The sequence below is a fragment of the Pseudomonas sp. CCI3.1 genome (genome assembly GCF_034313985.1).
GTDB lineage: Bacteria > Pseudomonadota > Gammaproteobacteria > Pseudomonadales > Pseudomonadaceae > Aquipseudomonas > Aquipseudomonas psychrophila.
Genome location: NZ_JAVIWO010000001.1, coordinates 2,130,014 through 2,156,022, shown reverse-complemented (window position 1 = coordinate 2,156,022; position 26,009 = coordinate 2,130,014). Strand labels below are relative to the sequence as shown.

At 56.8% G+C, this 26,009-nt stretch carries 23 protein-coding genes; 10 read left to right on the top strand and 13 right to left on the bottom strand.

The window, feature by feature from the left end:
- Positions 1-50: 50 nt before the first annotated feature.
- The 8 genes from RGV06_RS09870 to RGV06_RS09830 form a co-directional block, all read right to left on the bottom strand.
- The gene (locus tag RGV06_RS09870) at positions 51-983 is read right to left on the bottom strand and encodes a LysR family transcriptional regulator (protein WP_019824905.1); all 933 of its coding nucleotides are present in this window, start codon (positions 981-983) and stop codon (positions 51-53) included.
- 473 nt (positions 984-1,456) lie between these two features.
- Entirely contained in the window at positions 1,457-4,042 is a 2,586-nt protein-coding gene (locus RGV06_RS09860; protein WP_322149914.1) for a T6SS phospholipase effector Tle1-like catalytic domain-containing protein, read from the bottom strand.
- Positions 4,027-4,521, bottom strand: a complete 495-nt coding sequence (locus RGV06_RS09855) for a DUF3304 domain-containing protein (RefSeq protein WP_198821940.1) — start codon at positions 4,519-4,521, stop codon at positions 4,027-4,029. The genes RGV06_RS09860 and RGV06_RS09855 overlap by 16 nt, the downstream gene beginning before the upstream one ends.
- Positions 4,522-4,560: 39 nt before the next feature.
- Entirely contained in the window at positions 4,561-4,872 is a 312-nt protein-coding gene (locus RGV06_RS09850; protein ID WP_322151960.1) for a hypothetical protein, read from the bottom strand.
- Positions 4,857-5,348: a DUF3304 domain-containing protein gene (locus tag RGV06_RS09845; protein WP_322151867.1), complete on the bottom strand. Its 492-nt coding sequence runs from the start codon at positions 5,346-5,348 to the stop codon at positions 4,857-4,859. The genes RGV06_RS09850 and RGV06_RS09845 overlap by 16 nt, the downstream gene beginning before the upstream one ends.
- Positions 5,349-5,371: 23 nt before the next feature.
- Positions 5,372-6,181, bottom strand: coding sequence for a DUF4123 domain-containing protein (locus RGV06_RS09840; protein WP_322149913.1), 810 nt, complete (start codon positions 6,179-6,181; stop codon positions 5,372-5,374).
- A gap of 37 nt (positions 6,182-6,218) precedes the next feature.
- Positions 6,219-8,291, bottom strand: a complete 2,073-nt coding sequence (locus RGV06_RS09835; RefSeq protein WP_322149912.1) for a type VI secretion system tip protein VgrG — start codon at positions 8,289-8,291, stop codon at positions 6,219-6,221.
- An 87-nt stretch (positions 8,292-8,378) separates the two neighbouring features.
- Positions 8,379-8,897 (bottom strand): Hcp family type VI secretion system effector, encoded by a 519-nt coding sequence (locus RGV06_RS09830; RefSeq protein ID WP_019824892.1) that lies wholly within the window; start codon positions 8,895-8,897, stop codon positions 8,379-8,381.
- Between the two features lie 462 nt (positions 8,898-9,359).
- Here RGV06_RS09830 and RGV06_RS09825 point away from each other — a divergent pair, with 462 nt between their 5' ends.
- The 5 genes from RGV06_RS09825 (at position 9,360) to RGV06_RS09805 (ending at position 14,568) form a co-directional block, all read left to right on the top strand.
- The gene (locus RGV06_RS09825; protein WP_019824890.1) at positions 9,360-9,518 is read left to right on the top strand and encodes an IS3 family transposase; all 159 of its coding nucleotides are present in this window, start codon (positions 9,360-9,362) and stop codon (positions 9,516-9,518) included.
- 256 nt (positions 9,519-9,774) lie between these two features.
- Positions 9,775-11,286: an efflux transporter outer membrane subunit gene (locus tag RGV06_RS09820; RefSeq protein ID WP_322149911.1), complete on the top strand. Its 1,512-nt coding sequence runs from the start codon at positions 9,775-9,777 to the stop codon at positions 11,284-11,286.
- A gap of 31 nt (positions 11,287-11,317) precedes the next feature.
- Positions 11,318-13,504, top strand: a complete 2,187-nt coding sequence (locus RGV06_RS09815; protein WP_019824886.1) for an FUSC family protein — start codon at positions 11,318-11,320, stop codon at positions 13,502-13,504.
- Positions 13,494-13,694, top strand: a complete 201-nt coding sequence (locus RGV06_RS09810) for a DUF1656 domain-containing protein (RefSeq protein WP_016781859.1) — start codon at positions 13,494-13,496, stop codon at positions 13,692-13,694. The genes RGV06_RS09815 and RGV06_RS09810 overlap by 11 nt, the downstream gene beginning before the upstream one ends.
- 10 nt (positions 13,695-13,704) lie before the next feature.
- Complete coding sequence (locus RGV06_RS09805; RefSeq protein ID WP_322149908.1) at positions 13,705-14,568, top strand: HlyD family secretion protein; 864 nt, start codon at positions 13,705-13,707, stop codon at positions 14,566-14,568.
- 102 nt (positions 14,569-14,670) lie between these two features.
- On the opposite strand, the gene RGV06_RS09800 is transcribed toward RGV06_RS09805, so the two are convergent.
- Together RGV06_RS09800 and RGV06_RS09795 are read right to left on the bottom strand one after the other, a co-directional pair.
- Positions 14,671-15,066 (bottom strand): DUF4440 domain-containing protein, encoded by a 396-nt coding sequence (locus tag RGV06_RS09800; RefSeq protein ID WP_322149906.1) that lies wholly within the window; start codon positions 15,064-15,066, stop codon positions 14,671-14,673.
- A gap of 13 nt (positions 15,067-15,079) precedes the next feature.
- The gene (locus RGV06_RS09795; RefSeq protein WP_322149905.1) at positions 15,080-16,303 is read right to left on the bottom strand and encodes an MFS transporter; all 1,224 of its coding nucleotides are present in this window, start codon (positions 16,301-16,303) and stop codon (positions 15,080-15,082) included.
- Positions 16,304-16,412: 109 nt separating this feature from the next.
- Between RGV06_RS09795 and RGV06_RS09790 the strand changes: the two genes are divergently transcribed.
- Complete coding sequence (locus tag RGV06_RS09790) at positions 16,413-17,297, top strand: LysR family transcriptional regulator (RefSeq protein WP_046809694.1); 885 nt, start codon at positions 16,413-16,415, stop codon at positions 17,295-17,297.
- A gap of 117 nt (positions 17,298-17,414) precedes the next feature.
- Here RGV06_RS09790 and RGV06_RS09785 read toward each other — a convergent pair whose 3' ends face one another.
- From RGV06_RS09785 to yaaA, 3 genes are all read right to left on the bottom strand, one after another.
- Positions 17,415-18,239 (bottom strand): SDR family oxidoreductase, encoded by an 825-nt coding sequence (locus tag RGV06_RS09785; RefSeq protein WP_322149902.1) that lies wholly within the window; start codon positions 18,237-18,239, stop codon positions 17,415-17,417.
- Between the two features lie 10 nt (positions 18,240-18,249).
- Entirely contained in the window at positions 18,250-18,714 is a 465-nt protein-coding gene (locus RGV06_RS09780) for a hypothetical protein (protein WP_048351344.1), read from the bottom strand.
- 103 nt (positions 18,715-18,817) lie between these two features.
- Complete coding sequence (gene yaaA / locus RGV06_RS09775; protein WP_019824871.1) at positions 18,818-19,597, bottom strand: peroxide stress protein YaaA; 780 nt, start codon at positions 19,595-19,597, stop codon at positions 18,818-18,820.
- Between the two features lie 211 nt (positions 19,598-19,808).
- Here yaaA and RGV06_RS09770 point away from each other — a divergent pair, with 211 nt between their 5' ends.
- From RGV06_RS09770 to RGV06_RS09755, 4 genes are all read left to right on the top strand, one after another.
- A complete protein-coding gene (locus tag RGV06_RS09770; RefSeq protein ID WP_019824869.1) occupies positions 19,809-20,927 on the top strand; it encodes a polysaccharide deacetylase family protein in 1,119 nt (372 codons plus the stop codon).
- A 261-nt stretch (positions 20,928-21,188) separates the two neighbouring features.
- Positions 21,189-22,583, top strand: coding sequence for a PhoH family protein (locus RGV06_RS09765; RefSeq protein WP_019824867.1), 1,395 nt, complete (start codon positions 21,189-21,191; stop codon positions 22,581-22,583).
- Between the two features lie 539 nt (positions 22,584-23,122).
- Positions 23,123-25,192, top strand: a complete 2,070-nt coding sequence (locus tag RGV06_RS09760) for a type VI secretion system tip protein VgrG (protein ID WP_322149901.1) — start codon at positions 23,123-23,125, stop codon at positions 25,190-25,192.
- The gene (locus tag RGV06_RS09755; RefSeq protein WP_322149900.1) at positions 25,189-26,007 is read left to right on the top strand and encodes a DUF4123 domain-containing protein; all 819 of its coding nucleotides are present in this window, start codon (positions 25,189-25,191) and stop codon (positions 26,005-26,007) included. The genes RGV06_RS09760 and RGV06_RS09755 overlap by 4 nt, the downstream gene beginning before the upstream one ends.
- The last annotated feature ends 2 nt before the right edge of the window (positions 26,008-26,009 follow it).

Here is a 26,009-nt window from a genome sequence, read left to right as displayed (position 1 = left end):
CGACAGCACGGCGCCAATACCTGCAGCGGCTACAGAAGACCAGCGCTGTTCTAGCTATAAGTGGCCAGCTCAGTCTGGTGCGCGGTCAAAATCTCCGGCAGCGAACCGCGCAAGTACTCGACCCAGGTTTTGATCTTGGCATCCAGGTATTGGCGCGACGGGTAGATGGCGTACAGGTTCAGCTCCTGGGAACGGTACTTGGGCAACAGGCGCACCAGTGTGCCGTTGCGCAGACCCTCGATGGCGGCATAAACCGGCAATACCCCCACACCCATGCCGCTGGTGATCGCGGTTTTCATCGCATCGGCTGAGTTGACCAGAAACGGTGAGGAGTTGATCAGGACCATCTCCTGACCTTCCGGGCCTTCGAACACCCATTTATCCAGGGCAATCACCGGGCTGACCAGGCGCAGGCAGGAATGGTTGAGCAGGTCGCTGGGTTTGGTGGCTGTGCCGTTGGCCTTCACGTAACCGGGCGATGCACAGACGATGCTGTAGGTGATGCCCAGACGCTGGGACACAAAGCCAGAATCGGGCAGCTCGCTGGCCAGCACGATGGAGACGTCGTAACCCTCGTTGAGCAAGTCAGGCACACGATTGGCCAAGGTCAGGTCGAAGGTCACATCCGGGTGAGTCTTGCGATAGCGGGCAATAGCGTCGATCACGAAGTGCTGACCGATACCGGTCATGGTGTGCACTTTCAATTGGCCCGCAGGGCGCGAGTGGGCGTCGCTCGCCTCGGCTTCAGCTTCTTCGACATAGGCCAGGATTTGCTCGCAGCGCAACAAGTAACGCTTGCCGGCTTCGGTCAGGGCGATGCGGCGGGTGGTGCGGTTAAGCAGACGTGTTTGCAGGTGGGCCTCAAGGTTGGAGACCGCGCGCGAAACGTTGGCAGTGGTTGTGTCCAGCATGACGGCAGCAGCCGTGAAACTTCCGGCTTCGGCCACGCAACTGAAGGCGCGCATGTTTTGCAAAGTGTCCATGAAGTGCTCTCAAGGGGTCGATATAGGGGACAGCAACCGATTACACATCAACAAATTGTGACATGAAGTTTCGGATATTACTGGCCGGTTTTCATTCGACTAAAGAAACTCTGAAGTAGGCATCGATTTTTGATGCCCTCGCAGCATGAGGTTAAAAAAGCTCGCACAATCATATGATAAGACTTTTCCCGCTTTTAACTCATCGAGTTTCCTTCGAGCAGTACCTGTCCAAGGCATTTTTCCGCATTACAGGCGCACCTCGCCCATTTTCGCCTCTGGGGTAATGAGGCTCTATCCGATTGATCAACCCCTTCCAGGGCACGACCTGATCCATCACGATCAGGAAACGCTCTTTATGGGTTTGCCTGCGTACTCGGCTTCGGCGAATTCAGTGCGTGGAGTAAAAGCTGCTTCACTTGAATGTCAGTGCGAACCATGACGTTTCCACCCTGCAATCGAACTCAGCGTCAGCTCTAGGTTGTGAGATCTTCCACCGTGCCCTTCGCCTGATCCAACCAGCTTTTGGGGGGTGGTGTCTGGGCCAACGTTCCATCAAGTAGGGTGGCCGACGAAGTGGGCACTGCTGCTTTAAGTGCTTGCGAGGCTTTGAGCATCGCAATCAAGTCATCAGTGGTGGCGGTTTTCTCAGTCAGTGCCGGCGGAACCGGCAACGCTTGGGCCGCTTTTGACAGAGCGCCCGTGTCGGCGGTAAAGGTGCGAATCGACTCCAACCCATCAAGCATCGGCAGTGCCAGACCTGTCACGCGGTCAAACGCACTGATGCTTGGGAAACCCACCTTGCCGCGAAATACCGGGGTGCCCAGCGACGGAAGAATGAGCCCCACCAAGAAGCGTGGATCTCGGCGTTTAATGGTCAAACCAACACTGGTCACCGCCAACGCCACGCCAACCACTCGCTCAGCGGTGACCAAGAGCGATAGCTCGTTATTGGATTCATTGTCGAAAAAGATGCCGCGATAACGAAAGTAGTCGCTGAAAACTTCCCGCTCATTCAATGCCGCGTTCATAAACCATGCCCGAGAGTCATGCACATGCTCATCAAACAACCGGATAATCGGAAAGACTTTATCGTTTAACGACTTGCCGTCTGCGCCAAACAGTGCGGCGTAATTCATCTCTCCAGCCTTGCGCAGGTCGGCATAGTGCTGGGCTTCGTCCTGCGAATTGGTCATGTACACAAGCCCACCCACCAAGGTGTTGGCAAGGGTGCCAAGACTAAATATTTCTCCTGCGCTCAAGCTCCACTCTGGCACATAATCACGCCGAAAATCGGCCATGGCGTTGAGCAACTGTCGACAATCAAGGTTCGGCTCATACATCTTGCTGGTGTTGAAGGCGTTCGCGGACGTGGTGCCGGTACGACGTTCATACTCCAACTTGGTAGCTTGATTAGTTTTTTGAGTTGCCAACTGACTTTCAGACCAGACAGGCGCCGAGCTGCCGGCACGGTTGGCCGCATCCTCCTCAAGTTGCATATTGTGTAAAGCTTCAAAGGCGTCGACTTCCTCGGAGGTCATGTCTGCCTGCGGACCGTTTTTCATCACTTTGACATAAGCGTCAGTGTGGTTGGCCCGCCCCTTGGCATAACGACTGATTCGCCAACCGGTAATCAACCCTGCTTCGCGGGCCATCACCTCTTCCAATGGGCCGTTATCCATGGCGTCGAGCCAGGTGTTGAAGCGCTCGATCAGCATGGAACCCACCGCGTATTCAAGGTAAGTCGCGTCACTCATGACTAACCATGGCCAACGCTCTTTCAACTCATTGCTAAACGCCTTTGAAGGGGCCTGCAACGGCGCCCCAATCTTGTAGGCCTCACTGTACATATGGTGCAGAGCGATTTGCGACAACACCAAGTGGCCACCCTCTGCGGCCCTGCCTTGGTCGCCGGGCGGGTAGCCGCCGCCGACGTCGGAGTGCATGCCGGGGTAGATGTATTCCGCTGTGCCTTGGCGATAGGTGGAAGGGCAGTGTGGATCGTCAGCGTCGGCTTTGCGCCGAATCGAGTCTACGGGGAAGCAACTGCGCTGTTCGTGAGCCGCAACCAGATGCACGCAGTGCTCAAGAAACGTCTCCGAATCCGACAACCGCATGCTGCCATCGGCCCAGCCCATGTGCCCGGCAGCAAACGGCGCCAAGTACGGAATGCCCACCGAGGCCACGGTGTCGAACAACCCCATAAACACAATTTTGATCGGTAGCCCGGCCAACAAGTAGCAGGTATCACCCTCCACATCGACCTTGGTCAAGGCTTCAAGCCAGGTGGCAAATGCTCGCGCCTCGGCAGCCCCCCGTGAAAAACCATAAACAAACAGACGCACTGCCATGATTTTAGGGATCGACTTGGCCTTATGAGCGGCATCAATTTGGCTTTCAAGTTCCGCCAACGGTTGAGCCAAAACCTCTCGGCGGCGCGTATAGCTGCTTTTGAATATCGAAGCCCCGAGCGCGTCCTCGGTAAGGCTGGTGCCCATTTTTTGCACGAGGGCGTAGGCATCAGGTACTTTCAGTGGTTTCTCACCGCATGCCCTTTTCAGCGCATCAATCAAACGGGTCAACCCCCAGTTGATCCGGTTCTCGCCCCCCGTCGACATCGTCAGCCCTTGGCTATCGGGTTTGAACTCGCCTATTTCTTTGAATTCGGTGCCCACCCCCTGCATGTAGTAACGGTAAAAACCCTCTCTCTCTTCTGATTCGGAACCAGAACCTCCCAGGCTCGCATGAAACAGGCGAGCCACATTGGTCGTGGTTGAAGGCAATGCCAGGCTGTCTGAAGGCTCATGGTTGTTCGTGCCGTCAAAGCACAGCGTGACCGTCACGATCTTCATGCATGGCGCGCCTGCGTAAACCCTTCCAGCTGCACGGTCTGCGTCCATCGCCTGTTGTTCATACGGGTGGAAGGCCACCTGTTGCGTCCGATAATTACGCAATACATCCCCTGGCATTTGCGGCAGCAGCCCGCCCATTTTGAAATCAGGTGTCGGGCTGAGGAATGCCGCAGCAGGCTTTTGGACTGGTGGGGTCATGGCTTCGGACATGTGGCTGGCTCCTCCATTTTTTGAGGGAATTGGAACGGATAATCAGGTCGGCCGGGATACGTAGCGCCCGCCGATACAGCAACCTGGTTACAGGGTAAGAAATGCACATTTACCAACCCCAAGTCTTCATATGGCGCGACAGCCACAACCGCGCGATGACGGGTGTAGTGATTTTCGTGCTCTCTGGCCGCCTTGCGCCAAGCATCAGAAAATGGAGGATCTGGCCAATTAGCGGAATCATGCGGATTGGGGTCTTTCTCCCATTCAACCACCACGGTCAAGCCGGGGTGCCACTTCACTGGAAGCGGTGCGCAGCACATTTGGCCGCCCCCGTATCCATAAGGGGACAGATTCGGCCCGCCATTACCATTTACCGAGAACCGATTAATCGCCGCCGAGGTATGGCTATAGCCCTCGATAGGCGTGCCTAATCTCTCAGGCTGGGACTGCGCACAGCCCTGCAGCGAGAGGCCGCTCATTAGCATCACAAGGAGTAAACGGATCATAAGACGGCCTCGCTACGAGTCAGGGTTAGTGGAAGGTGAAGGCAATGCCAGGCTGTCTGAAGGCTCATGGTTGTTCGTGCCGTCAAAGCACAGCGTGACCGTCACGATCTTCATGCATGGCGCGCCTGCGTAAACCCTTCCAGCTGCACGGTCTGCGTCCATCGCCTGTTGTTCATACGGGTGGAAGGCCACCTGTTGCGTCCGATAATTACGCAATACATCCCCTGGCATTTGCGGCAGCAGCCCGCCCATTTTGAAATCAGGTGTCGGGCTGAGGAATGCCGCAGCAGGCTTTTGGACTGGTGGGGTCATGGCTGCGGACATGTGGCTGGTTCCTCCATTTTTTGAGGGAATTGGAACGGATAATCAGGTCGACCGGGATACGTAGCGCCCGCCGATACAGCAACCTGGTTACAGGCTAAGAAATGCACATTTACCAACCCCAAGTCTTCATATGGCGCGACAGCCACAACCGCGCGATGACGGGTGTATTTGGCTGCATGCAACTTGTAAGCAGCCCGATAACCATCTGTCCCAAGCGGAGGCCAATTTGCTGAGGCATGCGGATTGGGGTCTTTCTCCCATTCAACCACCACGGTCAAGCCGGGGTGCCACTTCACTGGAAGCGGTGCGCAGCACATTTGGCCGCCCCCGTATCCATAAGGGGACAGATTCGGCCCGCCATTACCATTTACCGAGAACCGATTAATCGCCGCCGAGGTATGGCTATAGCCCTCGATAGGCGTGCCTAATCTCTCAGGCTGGGACTGCGCACAGCCCTGCAGCGAGAGGCCGCTCATTAACATCACAAGGAGTAAACGGATCATAAGACGGCCTCGTTACGAGTCAGGGTTAGTGGAAGGTGTTCGCTCAGCGCGCTGGCGATAAAATCTTCGTGATGCCGTTTTTCCAGTTTCTGCCGGCTGATATCCAGGTGGACTGTGATCAGGCAGCGAATCATGGCTTCGCGTGAGGTGAACCCATGTTCGTTTGGCGTTTTTTCGTAGACCTTGAACCACCGAATTGCAGCGCTTACGGCTTGCAAGTGCAAAACGTGCTCATCGCTCATACTCATGCCACTCAGCGTATTCTGGTTGTTTGGACGGCTGTCGAACCCGGAAAGAGTTGCGGCTTTGCTGTCATGGTCGATCCAGTGCCACTGAATGACCGGGGCGTGGAAAAGCTCTTGCTGGTGGGGGGAAAGCTGGTCGCAAAAATACCTGAACAGGCGCGTGTCGTAATAACGCAGCACACCACAGCAGTCTCCATTGCTCCAGGTAGCCTGGGTAGCACCGCGCAAGTGCGCGGCCAATTCCGCGAAGGGCCAGCGACTGATAAGTATCAGCGCACAAAAGTTGTGATGGACCGCGTTAAGCAGCTTCGCAATCCCCGCACACTGCTCTTGGCTGGCCAACACAATGCGCAACAGTACGGGGCCCTGATTCGTCAATTCTTGCTCAGGCGTTTGCTCAAATAGCCAGGCGCACGAAGATGCAGGTGTCAATTCAAGCAGCGTCGGTAGCAGTGGGATTGGCAGCGCCGCGCAATCGATCAGTACATCCAGGTGATCAAGTTGTGCGCTACGGGCCTCTTTCATCAGGCGGTGCAGCCAATCCTTCGCGGTCGGTAACATGAGCCTTCCTTGTTCTATGGTGTTCGCTAAATAAGTGTTAACGCGGCACCAACGCTTCGGCCTTGACCTGTGCGGCTAACAAACAATCCTTGCACACCGGTTTTGGCTGCAGTGGCGGCTCGGTTTCCAGAGAGGTTTGATTCGACTGATTTTGTTTCTGTTCCAGTAAGGACGGCACGGCCAACAGGCCGAGTAAGTTAGGCAGCAACGGCGCCGCCGCTGTTCCACTGATAGGTGCGCCACCGATTTGAATCTCGGTGCTGCTGAAGATGCCGCCGGGGCCGATGACAATGTGCTGGCCGCCGGCCTTCAAGGTAATGCTCGCACCCGCGTCGAGGATCAGATTGCCCCCGGCCTTGAGATGGACTTCCTGGCCAGCCTCGGCGACTAAGGTCTGTCCGACGCGGGTGTGACTGCTGCTGGCTACCTGCAAGTAATCGTTGGCCTTGAGTTCTACCTTGCGATCCGCCGTCACGGTGCGCTGATCCTCGGCTTCGAACACCACGATGTTGTTGCCTTTGATGGTTTCATGCCGCTCGTTACCGACCTCAAGACGACTGTCGTTTTCAACTTTCTGTTCCATGTCGCGCTGAGCGCGCAGATAGATCAGCTCTTGACCCGTACGGTCTTCGAGGTGCAGCTCGTTGAATCCGGTACTGCCCGGTGAGCTGCGGCTGCGCAATACGCTGCGGGTCTTGTGTGCAGGCAACTCGTAAGGCACCGGGTTGAGGCTATTGGCCAGGCAGCCACTGACCAATGGCTGATCAGGGTCGCCTTCGAGGAAGGTGACTAACACTTCCATCCCTACCCGTGGAATCGTGACGCCGCCGTGGCTGCTGCCGGCCCAACTGGAGGCCACACGCAGCCAGTAGCTGGACTTGTCATCGGCTTTGCCTTCGCGATCCCAGTGGAACTTGACCTTGATTCGGCCATAGGCATCGCAGTAAATCTCCTCCCCGGCAGGACCTGTCACCAAGGCCGTTTGGCTGCCCAGTACTCGAGGCTTGGGGTACGCTTGTTGCGGGCGATAAAACACGTCCCACGGGGTGACTACGAAGCGGTTGCGATAGCCCTGCTCAAAGCGCTCATCAGACAACCTGTCACTTGCTATGTTCTCCTCCAAAACCTGAGGCTGGTAGCCCTGGTGATGGACTTCAGTGAGCAGCCAGAGCGCGTTCCACTCTTTGCGCGGGTGCTCGATGAGCAACATGAAGTGCCCGCTGACCAGTGTTGGCTGATCGCTTTTGCCCTCGGCCTGCCGGTAGTCGGCGCGGTGGCGTTCAAGGGCGCGTTGTGTCAAGGGCTTGCCGCGCTGGCGTTGTACGAACCGTCCAGGGTAGTCATAGTCCTCAAGGTCAGGCTGAAGGCTCCGTGCTTCAGGACTGTGGGTGGCTTCAACCAGAACCCCGGCCTTCTCGAAGTCGTAATCTCGACGTGTAGTGCGGCTGGTGCGGGCCTCAAAACGCAGATTAAAGTGCTTGATGGCAGGTTCATCCGCCACCATTCCGCTGCCCTGTACATACGCTGTGGCTTTGTCCAGTTTGGGGAAAACCGTCTGGTCATCGCCGAATACCAGCAAATGAGCGTGTTCGAAATGCTGGAAGTGGTAATGAATGCCTTCTTCATGGCTCAAGCGCTGAATAAAGTGTAAGTCTGACTCGTCGTACTGAACACAGTACTCACGCGGCGGGTAGATTGAGTTCAGTTGGAACTGGTAGGCATTGCCATGGATCCCGTGTTCCTCGAGAACTTTTGCAATGATCTGCGGAACTGTGCGCTGCTGAAAAATACGCTGATTGGTGCGATGCCTAAGGTACGAGAGCTGAGGTACCAGCGTTAGGCTATAACGAGTCAGACGTTTGCCTGAATCGCCCTGAGCAATACGGTAAATCTGCCCGTGAATGCCGTTGCCACTCTTGTTAAAAGCCAGAAAGGCCTGCTGGTGAAGTAGAATTTCCAGGTCAAGATCAGGGCGTTCGCTAATCAACTCTACATTGATCGCAAAGGGTGTGCTGATCGCCTCCCGCCCCTGAAACTCAAGTACGCGAAAACCGTGCTCCCGCCCCTCGATGGTCAGGCTGAACTGTGTGTCATTGGCTGGGCTGAACATCCGTTGTTCCTCAAGGTGGACACCTTAGATGTAAGAAACGGCACCAACCGATAAAGAGATTGATGCCGTGAAACAGCTAGATCAGTTTCAGCCTGCGACAGGGGTGCGCCAGTCATCAGAACCGGAGGTGCCGGATACTTCGTGGGTCCAGGTAATTTTACGGTAGGTGAACTCAACGTCTTCCAGATGGGTGAAGTGTGAGTTCGACGGGTCCTGGCAGTTATGCATGTAATCCTTGATGTCGACGATGATCGCGTCTTCGAGTTTGGTGGTGAAGTAGTGCTCTTGAGTACCCGCTGCCGAGGTGCGATACCACTGGATGGTAATCTCAGTCAGGCGCTCGCCGGAGGTCAGTGCAGCCAGCAGCAGCGGCGAGGACTTGTCGAACACCTTGGTGATTTTGACAGGCTTGTGAACGCGTTGGCCGGTCGGTTGACCCGATTGCGGATCACGGGGAATGATCACTTCGTGGCTAAAGCCCTGAACCATGACCTGGTCTTCATGACCTTCCTGGTAGGTGTTGCCGACCGAGTCAGCGGTGAAAGCACCGGCGGTGATCAGGCCCTGCTTGGTACCCGTGATGGACATATATGCTGGCGTAGCCATGAATGCTCTCCTTGCTGAGAATATAGGGACCCACAGGCATGTTTGCGCTGCAGGTTCCAAAACAATCATCAAGGTTTATACCAACTAAATTAAGTCCTTTGATTATCAATGACTTGCATTCAAAGTCTTGGGATTTACTAATTAGTGATATAAGAATTATCAATAAAAGTGCGCAAGAAGTTGCGCAATGCTGCGCAACTTCTTGCGCACTTGTCTGTTAGTGTTTAAGTGCGTGCCTTGTAGAGATTTATTCACAGGGTTATCCACACTTCAATGTGCAACTTATGGCGCATGATGTCAGTTCAATATTACGCACTTTAGTCTCCATAAATATCTGTCGTGCAGGAAGTATCTTCGTGATTTTTAGGCGGGTCCTGCATGTTTGTCTATTGCGATGAGTGTGGTGGACTAATTTTCCCGGCCCGCCCGGTAAGTGGAAATGCACGTATTGAGGCGTTCTCCATGACCGACAAACGCAAAGTATTCGACGATAGTTTCAAGCTGGAAGTCGTAAAGATGATCAAGGATCGGGGCCTGAGTGTTACGCAGGTTTATCGTGACCTTAATCTTGGTGATATGGCTGTTCGACGCTGGGGCCGCCCGGGATCGGAAAGCTGCTGACCTCAGAGCAACACCGTAAGTAATGTACCGCTTGGTTCGGCAGCTGCCACCGACCCCTTACGAGCGGGGATGGCGTTGAAATCACCTATTGAGGTGTCCGGAATTAACTCACCGCGACAGTACTTCAGGCCTTCCCCAACGGATTATCCCAAGAACGGTAATAAAGATTCACATTTATGCCCGCTTATCGTAGTGCCTGCCAAGCCATAGACTTCTCTATCTCAAGTATCCCCCTCCTTTTCAGGAATTTGCAGCAGTGCAGCGTCGCATCAGCAGAGAGCTTAAAGCCCTCAGTGTTCTGGCTTTATCGTTAGCATTAAATGGCTGCATCGGTTTTGGTGGTATTGCGCCCAAGGGCACGATGTTGCCAGCCAATGCCCTGGCCACCGACGAGGCGATTCAAAGCGCCGCGAAAGACGCAAACTGGCCTAAAGCCCAATGGTGGCACGCTTACGGCGACCCGCAACTGGATCACTGGATCAGTCTGGCTGTTCAGGGTAGCCCAACCATGGCAATGGCCGCGGCCCGAGTGCGTCAGGCCAGGGCGATGGCGGGGGTTGCCGAGTCGGCTGAATCATTGCAAATCAAGGGTGAGTCGACCCTTAAGCGGCACAACTGGCCATCGGACCCATTCTATGGCCCGGGCGCGCTGGACAACTCCACGACCTGGGACAACAACGCAGCACTGGGCTTCAGCTTTGCGCTGGACCTGTGGGGCCGCGAAAGCAATGCCACCGAACAGGCACTGGACATGGCGCACATGAGTGCAGCGGAGGCGCGCCAAGCCCAGCTCGAACTGCAGAACAATGTGATTCGCGCCTATATCCAGTTGTCCCTGCACTACGCCCAGCTCGACATCATCGAATCGACCTTGCATCAGCAAGAACAGATCCTCGATCTGGCGCAAAAGCGCCTGGACGGCGGCATCGGCACACACTTTGAGGTCAGCCAGGCACAAGCGCCGCTGCCCGAGATCCATCGCCAGATCGACGCCCGGGAAGAAGAAATCGCCCTGACCCGCAACCAATTGGCGGCGCTGGCCGGTAAAGGCCCGGGCGAGGGCGCACGGCTGACGCGGCCGACCCTGGCATTGGGGACCGCACTCAAACTGCCATCGGCCTTGCCCGCGCAACTGTTGGGGCAGCGTCCCGACGTGGTCGCCAGTCGTTGGGAAGTGGCGGCGCAGGCCCGAGGCATCGATGTCGCCCATGCCGGTTTCTACCCCAATGTCGATCTCGTTGGCAGCATTGGCTTTATGGCCACCGGTGGTAGCGCGCTGGGCTTTTTGACCGGCAAGAAGCTCAATTACAACGTCGGCCCGGCAATCTCGCTGCCGATTTTTGATGGCGGTCGCCTGCGCTCCGAACTGGGCGTGGCGTCCGGTGGTTATGACATGGCCGTGGCCAAGTACAACCAGACGCTGGTGACGGCGCTCAAGAACATTTCCGATCAGTTGATCAAGCGCGAGTCGATGGAAAAGCAGCAGGTGTTCGCCGCCGAATCGGTTCAAGCGGCTCAGAAAACCTACGACATCGCCATGGTCGCGTTCCAGCGTGGGCTGACCGACTACCTCAACGTACTGAATGCACAAACTCTGCTGTTCAAGCAGCAGCAGATTGAGCAGCAAGTCCAGGCTGCCCGCCTGAGTGCCCATGCCGAGCTGGTAACAGCGCTGGGTGGCGGTCTTGGGGCTGGCGCTGATGTGCCCAAGGATGATCGCTATGCCCCTGACAAACCCCCGGCCGTCATGGCGCTGTTCAATCACTAAACCCCTGATGGCTAATTTTGAGAGCCTGTAGATGAACCACTTGCCCGCCCCGGTACGCTGGCTGTATTCCCTGGAATGGCGCCGTGGCTTTTTTGACTGGGCACGCAGCGATGGCGTGACCTGGGTGCATATTTTCAAAGTGCTGGTCGCGGCCTTTTTGACCCTGTGGCTGGCCATGCGTCTTGAGCTGCCGCAACCGCGTACGGCGATGATCACCGTGTTTATCGTGATGCAGCCGCAAAGTGGCCAAGTGTTCGCCAAAAGCTTTTACCGGTTTTTGGGCACGCTGACCGGCTCGGCGGTGATGGTCGCGCTGATCGCCCTGTTTGCACAAAACACGGTGCTGTATCTCGGCGCCATGGCCATCTGGGTGGGTATCTGCTCGGCCGGTGCTGCCCGTTGCCGCAACTTTCGCGCCTATGGCTTTGTGCTAGCCGGCTACACCGCAGCGATGGTTGGCCTGCCTGCCCTGGCGCACCCGGACGGCGCCTTTATGGCTGCGGTGTGGCGAGTGCTGGAAATCTCGCTGGGCATCCTGTGCGCCACAGTGGTCAGCGCCGCCATTTTGCCTAAAACAGCAGGCGCGGCCATGCATGACGCGCTGTATAAACGCTTTGGTGTGTTTGCCGGTTTTGTTGCCGAGGGCTTGCGCGGCCAGTCTTCTCAGGAAGCCTATGAAGCCAGCAACGTGCGCTTTATCGGTGAGAGCGTAGGGCTGGAAGGCATGCGTAGCGTGACGGTGTTTGAAGACCCGCACATGCGTCGTCGCAGTGGTCGCTTGAGCCGTCTGAACAGTGAATTCATGGCCATCACCACGCGCTTCAATGCCTTGCACCAGTTGCTCGCACGATTACGCAGCCGTGGTGTGGTGGACGTGGTGTCGGCCATTGAACCCGAGTTGGAAATGCTCGCTCAGTTGCTCGACACCTACGCCGGTCGCTCGATGACAGATAAAGACGCGGCTTTGCTGGCCGAGCAACTGGATGCGTTCAAGGCGAGCCTGCCGGGGCATGTCCGTGCACTGCGGGTGAAGTTCCTGGAAAGTGAACCCAGCTCATCGGACTTTCTGGACTTCAACACGGCGTATGAGCTGTTGTTCCGCTTTGTCGACGACTTGCACAACTACGCCTTGACCCACGCCTCGCTGGCCGATCATACCCACGAGCGTGAGCGTTGGGACCAGCCCTTTATCTCGCAAACCAACTGGTGGTCTGCTGCTGCTTCGGGGATTCGGGCCGCATTTATTCTGGTGGTGCTTGGCACCTACTGGGTAATGACCGCCTGGCCTAGCGGCGCCACCATGACCTTGGTCGCGGCTGCCACTGTGGGCTTGTCAGCGGCCACGCCGAACCCCAAACGCATGGCGTTTCAGATGGCCTGCGGGACCTTTATCGGGGCGCTGGTGGGCTTCGTTGAAATGTTTTTTGTACTGCCGTACATCGATGGTTTCCCGCTGTTGTGCCTGGTGCTGACGCCGGTGATTGTATTCGGCTCGTTCCTGACTTCGCGGGCCAATTACGCCGGTGTCGGCCTGGGGCTGCTGATTTTTTTCAGCATCGGCTCGGTTCCCGACAACCTGACGATCTATAACCCGTACCAGTTCATCAACGACTACATCGCCATGGTGCTGGGCATGCTGGTCTGTGCTGCTGCGGGGGCAATTATTTTACCGCCTAACAGTCGCTGGTTGTGGAGCCGTCTGGAGCAGGATCTGCGCGAGCAAGTGGTGTACGCCATCAGCGGCAAGTTGCGTGGTTTGAGCTCCAGTCTGGAAAGCCGTACCCGTGATCTTATGCATCAGGCATATGGCCTGGCAGCCGGTAACCCGCAGGTACAGCGTGAACTGCTGCGCTGGATGTTTGTGGTGCTGGAAGTCGGCCACGCGATTATCGAGCTGCGCAAAGAGCAGGCGATTTTGCCGGTTCACCCGGCTTACGCCGAAGCTCAGCCGTGGCGTCAGGCCATTCGGGTGATGGGGCGGGCACTGGTCCGGCTGTTTATCGCCCCCAGCGAAAGCAATCTGGAACGTGCGCTGATTGCCGTCGATCACGCCATCGGCCGGGTGCAGTCCACCGACGAACCTTTTGCCCGCAACTTCGACACCTCGGCGCTGGTCCGGGTGCAAAGCTACCTGCACTTTATCCGTACTTCACTGCTCGACCCGCAATCGCCGCTGGCCGTCTACGCCCAGCCGCAAGGACTAGAACATGCCTCGTGAAATCGCCTTCCACGGCGTCTACATGCCCACCATGACCCTGATGTTTTTTATCGCGGCAGGGTTGGCATGGGGCTTTGACCGACTGTTTTCCGGCTATGACCTGTACCGCTTCTTCTGGCACCCGGCGCTGCTGCGCCTGAGCCTGTTTGCTTGTCTTTTTGGCGCCATGGCGCTCACTGTTTACCGTTGAGACCGATCCGATGAAAAAGTTCTTCAGCCTGCTCGCCACCTTGCTGGTTTTGGCCCTTGCGATATGGATCGGCCGAACCCTGTGGGTTCATTACATGAACACCCCGTGGACCCGTGATGGACGGGTGCGGGCCGACATCATCAACGTCGCGGCCGACGTTAACGGCTATGTGGTCGGCGTACCGGTCAAAGACAACCAGTTGGTGAAAAAGGGCGACGTGCTGCTGGAAATCGACCCTGAGCACTATCAGATCGTGGTCAAGCAGGCACAGTCGCTGGTGGCATCGCGCAAGGCGACCTGGGAAATGCGCAAGGTTAACGCCCATCGCCGTGCCGACATGGACAACCTGGTGATCTCCCGCGAGAACCGTGACGACGCCAGCAACATCGCCGACTCGGCCCTGGCCGATTACCAGCACGCTCTGGCTCAACTGGACGCTGCTCAGCTCGACCTCAAACGCACCAAAGTGCTGGCCACGGTCGACGGTTACGTGACCAACCTCAACGTGCATCGCGGTGACTATGCGCGGGTGGGTGATCCGAAAATGGCAGTGATCGACAAAGATTCGTTCTGGGTTTATGGCTTTTTCGAAGAAACCAAACTGCCGCATATCCGCGTGGGCGACAAAGCCGATCTGCAAATGATGAGCGGCGAAGTATTGAAAGGTCACGTGGAAAGCATCTCGCGCGGCATTTACGACCGCGACAACCCTGAGAGCCGTGAACTGGTGGCTGACGTAAACCCTACGTTCAACTGGGTTCGTCTGGCGCAGCGGGTGCCGGTGCGCATCCACATTGATGAAATCCCGGATGGCTTCCTGCTGGCAGCGGGTACGACGTGTACGGTGATCGTGGATCAGGGCAAGGCCGAGTAATGTGGGAGCGGGCTTGCCCGCGATGGCCACGACGCGGTTTAACTGAAACTGCGCAGTGACTGCATCGCGAGCAAGCCCGCTCCCACACGATCGAGACCGGGTTCAAGCCGCGCAAAACGTCTCATGCAAATGCCGCCACAGTACCTTGCCGCTGGCGTCTTTCTCGAATACCACGGTGGCGCGGCGGTCGGTGCGGTTGCCGTTATGCTCTTCCTGCAGCTCGCGGTAACTGACCACTGCACCGCCCGCGTGCAGGGCAATACCCTTGAACTCGCTGAGGGTGATGTTCAGGCCCGGGCGCGCACCGCGCAGTTGTTCAAACAGTGCTTCAACGCCATCGATATCCAGCACTGTGCCGCTGGGTGCAATCATCGAAAACTGCGGCGAAAAACGTCCCAGTAGAACTGGCAACACGCCGGGCTCCAGCCCGGAAAACCAGCCTTCGATTTCGACGTGGGTTTCGGTTACCAGGTCGAAGTAGCTCGCATAATCAGTCATCAGAATCTCCAGGTTAAGGTGCAAGCAAGGCCAGCACGCGGGGTGTATCAAGGCGCAAAACGGGGACAAGCGGCACCAGCGTCAATGCACAACCGATGGCAAAGCATAGGGCAAAGGCGTGGGGCGTCGAGGTGATCGCGGTCAATGCACCAAACAGAGCCATCATCAGTGCCGGGCCGAGCAAAAAACTCAACTGGCGGTTGATGTTAAACAGCGCGCTGGCATGACCCATGTGCTCGGGTGAGATGTCGATAAACGCCGTGTTCTGCGCGGTACTGCTGCTTAGACTGCCGCCAAAACCCATCAGTGCGTACAGCGCCATTGGTAGCCAGGTGCTGGAGTCATCGATCTGGATCAGCAGGGCAATGCCCACGGCTTGTGCGCTCATGCCCAACAGGAACAAGGGCTTGGGGCCAAGGCGGTTGAACTGATAACGGCTCAATGTGATGCCCAGCACAGAAGCCAGCGCCCAAGGCAGCATCAGCGCCCCGGTTTGCGTGGCGCTAAAACCTAGCTGGTGCAGATACAAAATACTCACCAGTTGCGTGCCGATAAAAATTCCGGGAATAAACAGGTAAGTCAGCATCGCCACTCGCAGCAGCGGGCCTTTGAGCAAGCGGCCCATGTTGATGGCTCCAGTCCGTACGCGGCGATAATCCAGAGGTGACGGGTTGTCTGGGCGTGGCTCTGTTTTCAACCAACACCCGGCTAACAGTAGCGTGATCAAGGCCAGCGGCAGGTTGGCGTAAAACACCCAGCGCCAGGACAGCGCTTCGACCATCCAGCCTCCCAAGGCGGGTGACAGCGCGGGTACCAGCAGGGCGACCAGTAAAATCACCGAGGTCAGGCGTGCACGGTCGCGGATCGGAAAGTGTCGATAGGCCATGGCCTGACCGACCGGTATCAACAGCCCGCCCCCCAATCCTTGAAGCAGGCGCCAGCCTATCAGTGCCTCGATCGAAGTTGCCCGGGCCACGCACCACGACGCCACACTGAACAGCACCAGTGAAAGTACGATCAGGCGTTTTTCGCCAACTATCTGTGTCAACCATACGCTGGGCACAATGATCAGGATTAGACCGAGCATGTAGGCATTGCCGATCCAGGCCAGTTGACCGACCGACGCCTGTAACTCCTGACTGATGTCGGGATAGGCAATTGAGGCGGCGAACATGTTGACCAGATCCAGCGCAAAGCCCAGCAGGTACACCCATGCGATTTTGTTGCGGTAAGCCATGGTCGGCTCCTTGAGAGGAGATCGCACAGTAAGCAGCTTTTGCGTGTGGAGGAACCGTGCGCCTGCTGCTAGATTGTCAAAATTATTTTGACAATAGGCAGGATTGCCCATGGTTAGCCTCGATCGATTCGACACTTTCAAAGCGGTGGTCGAAGCCGGATCCCTTACAGCAGCTGCCGATTTGCTGGGGCAAACCCGTGCCGTGGTCAGTTTTAATATCAAGCGGCTTGAGGCCGAACTGGGTGTGACCTTGCTTACACGCAACACCCGGAGGCTGGCCCTGACCGAGGCCGGTGAGCGCTTTTATCTGCGCTGCCTGAGCATGCTGGAGGCGGCCCGACTGGCGATTGACGAAGCCCGCAGCGAACACACCGAACTCAAGGGCACCCTGCGCATCACCACCACGGTGGAATATGCGCTGGCCAAGGTGGTGCCAGCACTCGAGCTGTTCCGCACCTTGCATCCCGATCTCAATGTGCATCTGTCGACCTCCTCGACCCACGCGGACCTGATCTCGGAACGTTTTGATGTGGCCTTGCGACTGGGCCGCGTGCTTGATTCCAGCCATCGTGCCGTGCAATTGAGCACTTTCGAGATTCTGCCCGTGGCGTCTCCGGCCTTTATCGCCAGCGTGGCGCCCATCAACAGCGTGCAAGGCCTCGAGCAAACACCGTGGCTGGAGCATGGGCGGGTAGGGGAGTTGAATATTACCGAGACCAGCAGTGGCCTGGTCAGGCCTTACCAGCCCAACCCTTCGCGGGCGCGGATCAAGGCGGAGAATTCATCGGTGCTGCAGGCTTTTGCCCTAACGGGGCAGGGGGTGGCGATCTTGCCTGACTGGCTGATCGAAGAGGACTTGCAGGCCGGCCGACTGGTGCGGTTGTTGCCCGAATGGCAACTGACCCGCCAGGGGGTTTATGCGCTGTACCCTGACACCCGCCATTTGCCGCTAAAAGTGCGGGTGTTCATCGATTTCATGAAGGGCCATGCTTGAACGTGGTTTCGCAGGCACTGTGGGAGCGGGCTTGCTCGCGATACAAACACTGCGGTCCTTCAGGAAAAACGAGGAGATGCCATCGCGAGCAAGCCCGCTCCCACAAGTACCTGAGCATCACAAGGATGCGTTCAGCCCGAACCGTCTCATCAGGATCTTTTGCAGCAAGCGGCGGGGTACCAGCGCGGCCAGCAAGGGCAAGGCCCGGCTGCCATTGCCGTGACGCAACAGTATTGGCGGAACAGGTTTTTGTACGGCCTTGAGCACCGCTTCAGCGAAGTCTGTTGCCGGGGTGGGGTTGTCTTGCGAGGCTTTGGCCCTGGCGCGAATACCCTCACGCACGGGCCACCAGGCGGACTGCTGGTCGATTAGCTGTTCGGCCTGGGCACTGGCATTTTTGGCAAAGTGGGTGTCGATAGCGCCCGGCTGCACTTCCAGCACCCGAATGGCAAAAGGTGCCAGCTCCATGCGCAGGGCATCGCTCAAGGCATGAACGGCGGCTTTTGAGGCGCAATAGGCCCCGGCAAACGGGGTCACCAGTACACCGGAGACACTGCCGATATTGACCACCAGGCCCTTGCTGCGGCGCAGCGCTGTAAACAGGGCACGAGTGACACCGACCACGGAAAAAACATTGGTTTCAAACTGCTGTTGCAGGCCCTCGACGCCGCCATCCAGCAACGGACCCATGGCGCCGAAACCCGCATTGTTGATCAGTACGTCCAGCCCGCCACCGTCTTGTGTCAGGCGTTCGGCCAGCTGTGCCAGCGCCAGCGGGTCATTTACGTCTAGCTGGACCGCGTTAAACCCCGCTGCGGCCAATCGGACCACATCGTCAGGCTTGCGGGCGCTGGTCCACACCTCATGACCCGCCGCCTTGAAGGCGTCGGCCAAGGCGCGACCAATACCGCTGGAGCAACCGGTGATCAAAACACGGAGCATTGAAAAATCCTTAGTTGGAAAAGCTGCCTTGCAGACGCTCTGCACGGAACTCGAGGGTTTGCGCACGATAACCGGCACGCAGGGGCGGCATCGGCAGGCAGTCCTGCCAGCTTGCTCCGGGTTGCAGCTCGCCAGGCCCTCGGTAGCGCGGGGCGGTGTAGAGGTTGTCGGCAAGGTTGACGGTATCGCCCGGTGCATAGGCCGCGATGCGCCAGCCGAGTTCGACCAATGGCACGGTGTTGCGGTTTTGCAGCGTGAGTTGCAGTGGCCGGTCTGCCGGGCACTGCACAGGGTCATAGACGATACGCAGCTCCAGGCGTGCCAGTTGTTGAGATTCGCGATGATCCAGCCACGCCACCGATATGGCCACTAGCGCCAACCCGATCAGTGCTGCCATCGACACCGGGAAGGCTTTGGACGGATAACGCAGCAGCAGGATCAGCCACGTGATGATCAGTAGAACGCCGATAAGCATGACGCTCCCCTCACAGAAAATGAACGTACATCCTACTGAAGCTTAGATGCCAATGGCGAGGGCGCATGTTCACTGCAACTGGGGTGCATCAGCATGAGGGGGCTTATTCGGGAGCGTGGTCACGCAAAAACACCAGCAGGTCGGGCTTTGACTGCTCTGCGCTGAAACGATAACCCTGCTCATCGAACTGCTTGAGGTGATCGGGGTTGTTGATGCGTTCCTTGATCACGAACCGGCTCATCATCCCGCGGGCTTTTTTGGCGTAAAAGCTGATGATCTTGTGCTGACCGTTTTTCAGGTCCTTGAACTCGGTGTTGATGATGCGTGCGTTCAAGGCTGACTTTTTGACTGCCGAGAAGTACTCATTGGACGCCAGGTTGAGCAACACGTCATCGCCTTGCTCGGCCAGCGCTTCGTTGAGCCACTCGCTGATACGGGTGCCCCAGAACGCATAGAGATCCTTGCCGCGGGCATTGGCCAGTTTGGTGCCCATCTCCAGGCGATACGGCATCATCAGGTCCAGCGGACGCAACAGGCCGTACAGCCCCGAGAGCATGCGCAGATGGGTTTGCGCGTAGTCGAAGTCCGCCTCGTTGAAGTCCACGGCGTTGAGCCCGGTGTACACATCGCCCTTGAACGCCAGCAGTGCCTGCTTGGCATTTTCGGGGGTGAACGCGGGTGTCCAGCTGCCGAAACGCGCTGCATTGAGGCCTGAAAGCTTGTCGGACAAGTGCATCAGCTCGCCAATCTGTTGCGGGCTCAGTTCACGTAATTGCTCGATCAGCTCCTGGGAATGGTCCAGGTAGTGCGGCTGGGTGAAACGCGCAGTGGCCGGCGGCGTCTCGTAGTCGAGGGTTTTAGCGGGTGAAATCACCATCAGCATGAGGTCGTCTCCTTTTAGCGTCGGGGGATTCTAGGGGGTTGGGCGGTTTGACTCCACCTATGACGGTGATAGGCACTGCGCAAAGTTAGTGGGCGCGAGCGTGAATGCAATGCAAATAACCCAGTCCTTCAACAGAACTGTGTTGATGCGATCGCGAGCAAGCCCGCTCCCACAGGTATAGTGCGAGCAGTTTTTACTGGGAGATTGACCCGTGCGCATCGCTCTTTTTTTCTCGGCCTGGCTGGTGTGTCTGGGGGCAGTTGCAGCCCCCAATGAGCCAGCGACCCTGGATCGCAGCACCTGGCCCGAGCAATTGATCAGTCCAGCTTTATTCGATGTGGCCTCACGGGCTGAAATTCTCACCTTCGCCCACGCCCTGCTGGCCAGCGAAGCGCTGGATGAAAACGCCCTCAAGCAGCGCCTGGGCCTGAAAATCATCAACCTCGATGCCATTGATAGCGTGCGCAAACGGATGTGGCAGCGACTGTTGACCAACTATAACTTTGCCCAGCAAAGCTGCGATCAGGACGCTTCATTTTGCTATTACGTCGACGGCATGGACAGTCTTCGTGAGCAGGCAGGCAAGTTTGCAATCGCGGATGACTCGTTTTACGTAACCTGGGCTGAGCCAAGCCGTGAATTCCACCAGCGTTATCTGGATGAACAACTGCGCAAGGCCGCGCTGTTTCCGCAAATCAGCAGCGAAATCGAGCTGTTCGGCGAGCAGGAAAGCAACGGAGACGGGATGCATGACCGGTTGTTTATGCTGACCTTCGACAGCGGTCCCACCCAATTGCCCGGCACTACCGATTGGTTGACCGATTACTTGCGCAAGCAGTCCTTGAGTGCGAGGTTTTTTGTGCTGGGCAACAGTGTGCAGGTGCGTCTGGACAAAGGCGGTGAGCAGGCGTTGCAAGCGCTGTACAAGGGGCAGTGCGTAGGTGTGCAGGGATGGGAATATCGCTCTCACAGCCACTGGCAGGATTGGCAGGACTCGATTTTGCGCAGCACTGCCTTGCTCAAGCAGGTTGTGCCGCTCAATTACGTGCCTCTGTTTCGCCCGCCCTATGGGCAGCGTCGGGCAGACAGCGGGGCGTTTTTCGAGGCGCAGGGTTTGCAGGTGGCGCTGTGGGATATTGATGCCCAGGACATGGCAGCCAGCCTTAGCGCTGAACAGTCAGCACAGCGGGTGTTGAGTCTGATGTTGCTCTGGCGTCACGGTGTGATTACCTTTCACGACACTCAGGACAAGGTGCGCACCGCATTACCCTGGTTGCTCAAGGCGACGGCGCAAAGTGGCTTGGGGTGGGAAGATTGCGAAGTGCTGTAGAAACATGCGGTTAATACATGACTTTAGTACCGCTTTCGACATCCGCCAAGGCTATTCGTCATTCAAAAAAATAAAGTGCTGAATCGGTAAAAAAGCTTTTTTTTGTCACACATTTAGGAGTATTACGAAGACAGACGGCCGAAACCTGCAACACAGGTGGCGTCTTCCAAGACCCATCGGGCAGGTTATTTACGGCAGTCACTTCGAGGCGCAGCACTGTTGCGGTATTGCGTCGACTGGCTCCCACAAAGGTGACCGAGTATGGATGATCACGGACGCACTCCTTCTTCCAACCAGCCAATCCTTTATGTACTCGATACCAATGTTCTGATTCACGATCCAAACGCACTGCTGAACTTCGAGGAGCACCACGTCGCCATCCCCATGACGGTGCTCGAAGAACTGGACAAGCTCAAAACCGGCAAATTACTGGTGGCAGCCGAGTGTCGTCAGGCCATCCGTTTGATCGATCAGTTACTGGGGGTTGCCTGCCCTGAAGACGTCGAAAAGGGCGTGCCGATCCAGCGTGGCAAGGGAGCGCCCAAAGGCTTCCTGTCGATCATGATGAGCAAGCGCCGAGAGCCTAACGCGCTGTTGCCCGAAAACCTCAACGACAACATCATCATCAACCAGTTGATTGACCTGCACGCTCGTGAGCCGCAGTTGCGTGTGGTGCTGGTCACCAAAGACATCAACATGCGCCTCAAGGCTCGGGCCTGCGGGATCGAGTCCGAGGATTACAGCACTGACCAACTGGTTGACGACGTTTCGATGTTGTCGCGCGGTTATCACACCATGACCGGCTCGTTCTGGGACCGGGTCAACAAGGTCGAAACCCGTCAGGGACATGGCCGTACCTGGCATCAGGTTCAGATGAACGAAAATCTGCCGGCAGTGCACATCAATGAATTCATCATCGATGAGCAGGGCTTTGTCGGCTGGATCAAAGAGGTACGCAAGGATCAATTACTGATTCTGGACATGCATCAGGAACCGTTGCTGCATCAAGAAGCCTGGGGTTTGAAGCCGCGGGATATTTATCAGGGGCTGGCGCTGTTTGCATTGCTCGACCCGGATATTCATCTGGTCAACCTGTCGGGTGCGGCGGGCTCGGGTAAAACCATCCTGGCACTGGCGGCGGCGATTGAGCAAACCATGGTCAGCAAGCGTTACCGGCGGATTATCTGTACCCGCAGCGTGCAGGGCCTGGATCAGGAAATCGGGTTCTTGCCGGGTACCGAAGCCGAGAAAATGGAGCCTTGGCTGGGAGCCATCACCGACAACCTCGAAGCCCTGCACATGGATGATGAAAACACTCACGGCAGCGTCGACTACATCCTGAGCAAGGTGCCTTTGCAGTTCAAATCCCTGAACTACATTCGCGGTCGCAGCTTCCAGCAAAGCCTGATCTTGATCGATGAGTGCCAAAACCTCACACCGCACCAAATGAAAACCATCATTACCCGTGCGGGCGCCGGTTCCAAAGTGGTGTGCCTGGGCAACCTGGCGCAGATCGATACACCGTACCTGTCAGCCACCAGTTCGGGGCTGACCTACCTGACGGAGCGTTTCAAAGACTTCCCCAACGGCGTGCACATCGCGCTGCAAGGGGTGCCACGTTCGATTCTGGCCGAATACGCCGAGTCTCACCTCTGACATTGCCTGTTTAACCCTGACCCGGGCGGCCTTGAGCCGCCCGGTTGCGTTTAGACACAGTAAGTACCAAAGATGCAGATTTAACGGCCGCTGGGCCGTCGACAACAGCTTTTACTCCTTGTCAGTGACTACAAAAATACCCCCTCAGCACTCGATCCGCACAGTGCCCTTTGGCCCGCTGCGGCACGACAAAATCTACCCTTTGGTAATGTCTTAAGTGTGCAATTTGTTGCGCACTTAAATGGGGATAACCATGTGGATACATTGCTGCAGGCCAAGCAGTTAGAACTCTGTAGACGGGTGCGCAAGAAGTTGCGCAGCAGTGTGCAACTTCTTGCGCAACTTCTGGGTTTTTCACTGATTTAACTGAAAAGGATTTAATCTCGGATGATGTAACTATCTGATAGCTATATTGATTTATATAGTTGGTACTAATCTTGTGTGGTAATTGGGCGCGTCACACTAGTTTTTCTCCGATAGAACTCATTATTTCAAAGGTTTTGAGGCCCGCATTCAAAATCCCACTCAAGGGTAAGCGTATGTTCGTATCGGCCAACATGGCACATTTCTCGATACAAATTCCCGCCGTTCGCAACGACTTAAAAGTGCTCTCTTTTAACGGTGTTGAAGCCATCAGCCAGCTCTACGCAATTGGGGTTGAACTGGTCAGTGAAAACCCCGATATCGCTCTTGAAACATTGCTAAGTCAGTCTGCGTATCTGCAATTTGGCCACAATGGCGAAGGCATTCACGGGCGCATCGAAGATATTTGCGTGGGCGAAGTCGGTAAGCGCCTGACCCGCTACCATTTGACCCTGGTGCCGGCACTCCACTATTTGCAGTTCAGCTACGACCAGCGAATTTTCCAACACCACAGCGTGCCGCAGATCATCGCCAAAGTCCTGCAAGGCCATGGTATTCAGGCTGACGCATTTACTTTTAATGTCCGCACCAGCCCTGTGCGCGAGTACTGCACTCAATACGGCGAAAACAATTACTTATTCCTGCAACGCTTGTGTGCCGAAGACGGTATTGCCTGGCATCACCAACATACGAAAGACGGCCACCTGCTGGTATTCACTGACAGCCAAGCTTACTTTCCTGCGTTGGGCGAAACGCCCTACCGGCAAGGCACCGGAACCGTGGCCGATTACCCGGTGGTTGAACAGTTTTCCCAACGCTTCAGCACACGTACCAGCACCGTTACCCGCCGCGATTACGACCTGACACGGCCGAGTCTGCTGATTGAAAACACCTTCACTGCCGAGTTCACGCCAGCGCTGGAGGATTACCACTATCCGGTTCTGATCGGCACCGAACATCGCGGCCGACAGTTGGCCCAGCAAGCCCTCGAACGCCACCGAACCGACTACCAGTTGGCCGAAGGCAAAAGCGATCAGCCCGCGTTGCGCAGTGGTCACTTGTTCACCCTGAGCGAACACCCGCGCAAAGCCTGCAACGACCTGTGGCTGTTGCTCAGCGTGTACCACGAAGGCAAGCAGCCTCAGGTGCTGGAAGAGTCGATCATCAGCGATCTAAAGCCCGCTGACGGCTTCACTCAGGGCTACCGCAACCATTTCAGTGCGATACCGTGGGACGTGTTCTTCCGCCCACCCCTGCCACCCGTCCGCGCGCCACTGGTCGCGCAAACCGCCCGCGTGACCGGCCCCCAAGGTCAAGAGATTTATTGCGACGAGCTAGGACGGGTAAAGATTGAACTGCCCTGGGACCGAGCTGAACTCAACAGCGAAAAAAGCAGCTGCTGGGTCAGGGTTTCATCCAGCTGGGCCGGGGAAAACTTCGGCGCCGTGACGATCCCGCGCATCGGCATGGAAGTGGTCATCAGCTACGAAGAAGGCGACCCGGACAAACCGCTAATTACCGGTTGCGTGCCGAATCAGGCTAAACCGGTGCCTTATCTGCTACCGGCGAACAAAACCAAAACCGTGCTGCGTAGCCACAGCTCGCCCGCGAGTGGCGGCTACAACGAGCTGTCGATTGAAGACCGGGCCGGGCAGGAACTGATCTACCTGCGTGCGCAGCGCGACATGGAGCAGGTGATCCTCAACGACATCGACACTAAAGTCGGTAATGACCGCCGCGAACAGGTCACCCGAGACAGCCACAGCCTGATCAGCAACGACCGTTTTGAACAAGTCGACAACAACAGCTCCAGCCTGATCAAGGGTGACGAACTGCACACCACCCAAGGTCTGCGTAACACGGTGATCGGTGGTAACGAACTGATCAGCATCACCGGTAACAGCAGCACTACGGCAGACGGTACGTGGGTGATTCAGGCCGGTAGCCAAGCGCACCTCACCGCTCCCAATGTAGTGGTTAATGCAAGCATGAACCTCACGTTGGCAGCGGGTGGCCAACACATCGTCATCAGTGCCGCCGGCATCTTCAGCAGCGTACCCCTCGTCGTGGGCGGCGCACCGGCTGTGGGAGTAGGGGCCACGCCAGCGGCTTCGATGCTTCCAGTAGTGACGGCGACGTTAGTTGCACCCTCATTGCCCGCGCAAACCACAGCAGCAAGACAAGCCGCTCAACAGGCCACCTCTATTTGTGCGGTGTGCCAGAAGATGGAGGCATTGAGCGTATGAGTCAGGCGTACCTGTTACTTGATAGCACCCAAATAGACAACCTGGCGCATCGGTTGTTTGAGGTCGCGCCCAGCGTGCACTTTCATTCCCTGTATCAACGCACCGCCTACAGCGCACTGGATGAAGTCAGCCCAGTGCTGGTTCCGATGACCCTCAACAGCCCTTTGGCTCAGACCTTTACCGAGCAGTGGAGTGCCACGGCGGGGATCTGGCTGGAGTCGCTGGCTGATGAAAAAATCGTTGTCGAACATGTGCGCAGCCTCATCCATGCCCGCGTCGAGGGCGAGGTCACGGTGTTATTCCGTTTCTACGACCCTCGGATTACCGCCTTGTGGCTAGCAGAATTGCCTGCCCATGAGCGCGCCCCCTTGATGGGACCAATAGAGTTAATACGGTTGCCGCATTCAGTGATTCATCAGACCCAACCTGATCAGCCCGCTGCGCGGTATGCAGACACGCCCTGGCTGGTTCTGCGCGCCGAACAACTGGCTCACTTGAACAGTGCCAAGCAACAGAGCTTTGCCCAGCGCTTAATCGACCATTGCGAAACGTACTTTCCCGACTATCTGCAAGGTCAGGACATGACCGCAGAACAATGGGTCGCTCACTGCCAGAACACTGCCGAGCGATACGGTTACAGCGCCGCCGATGAGATTTTTTTGTGGGCGCGCTTTCAGGCTGTGCTCGGGACTGACTTTCATCAAGGCCCGGCCCATGGCGCTTATCGTCTGATACTGGCTGAGCCCGGTGTAACCCCCGAACAACGTTTGGACAACCTGAACACCGAGCTGACATACCAGTTGCTCACCAACTAGGA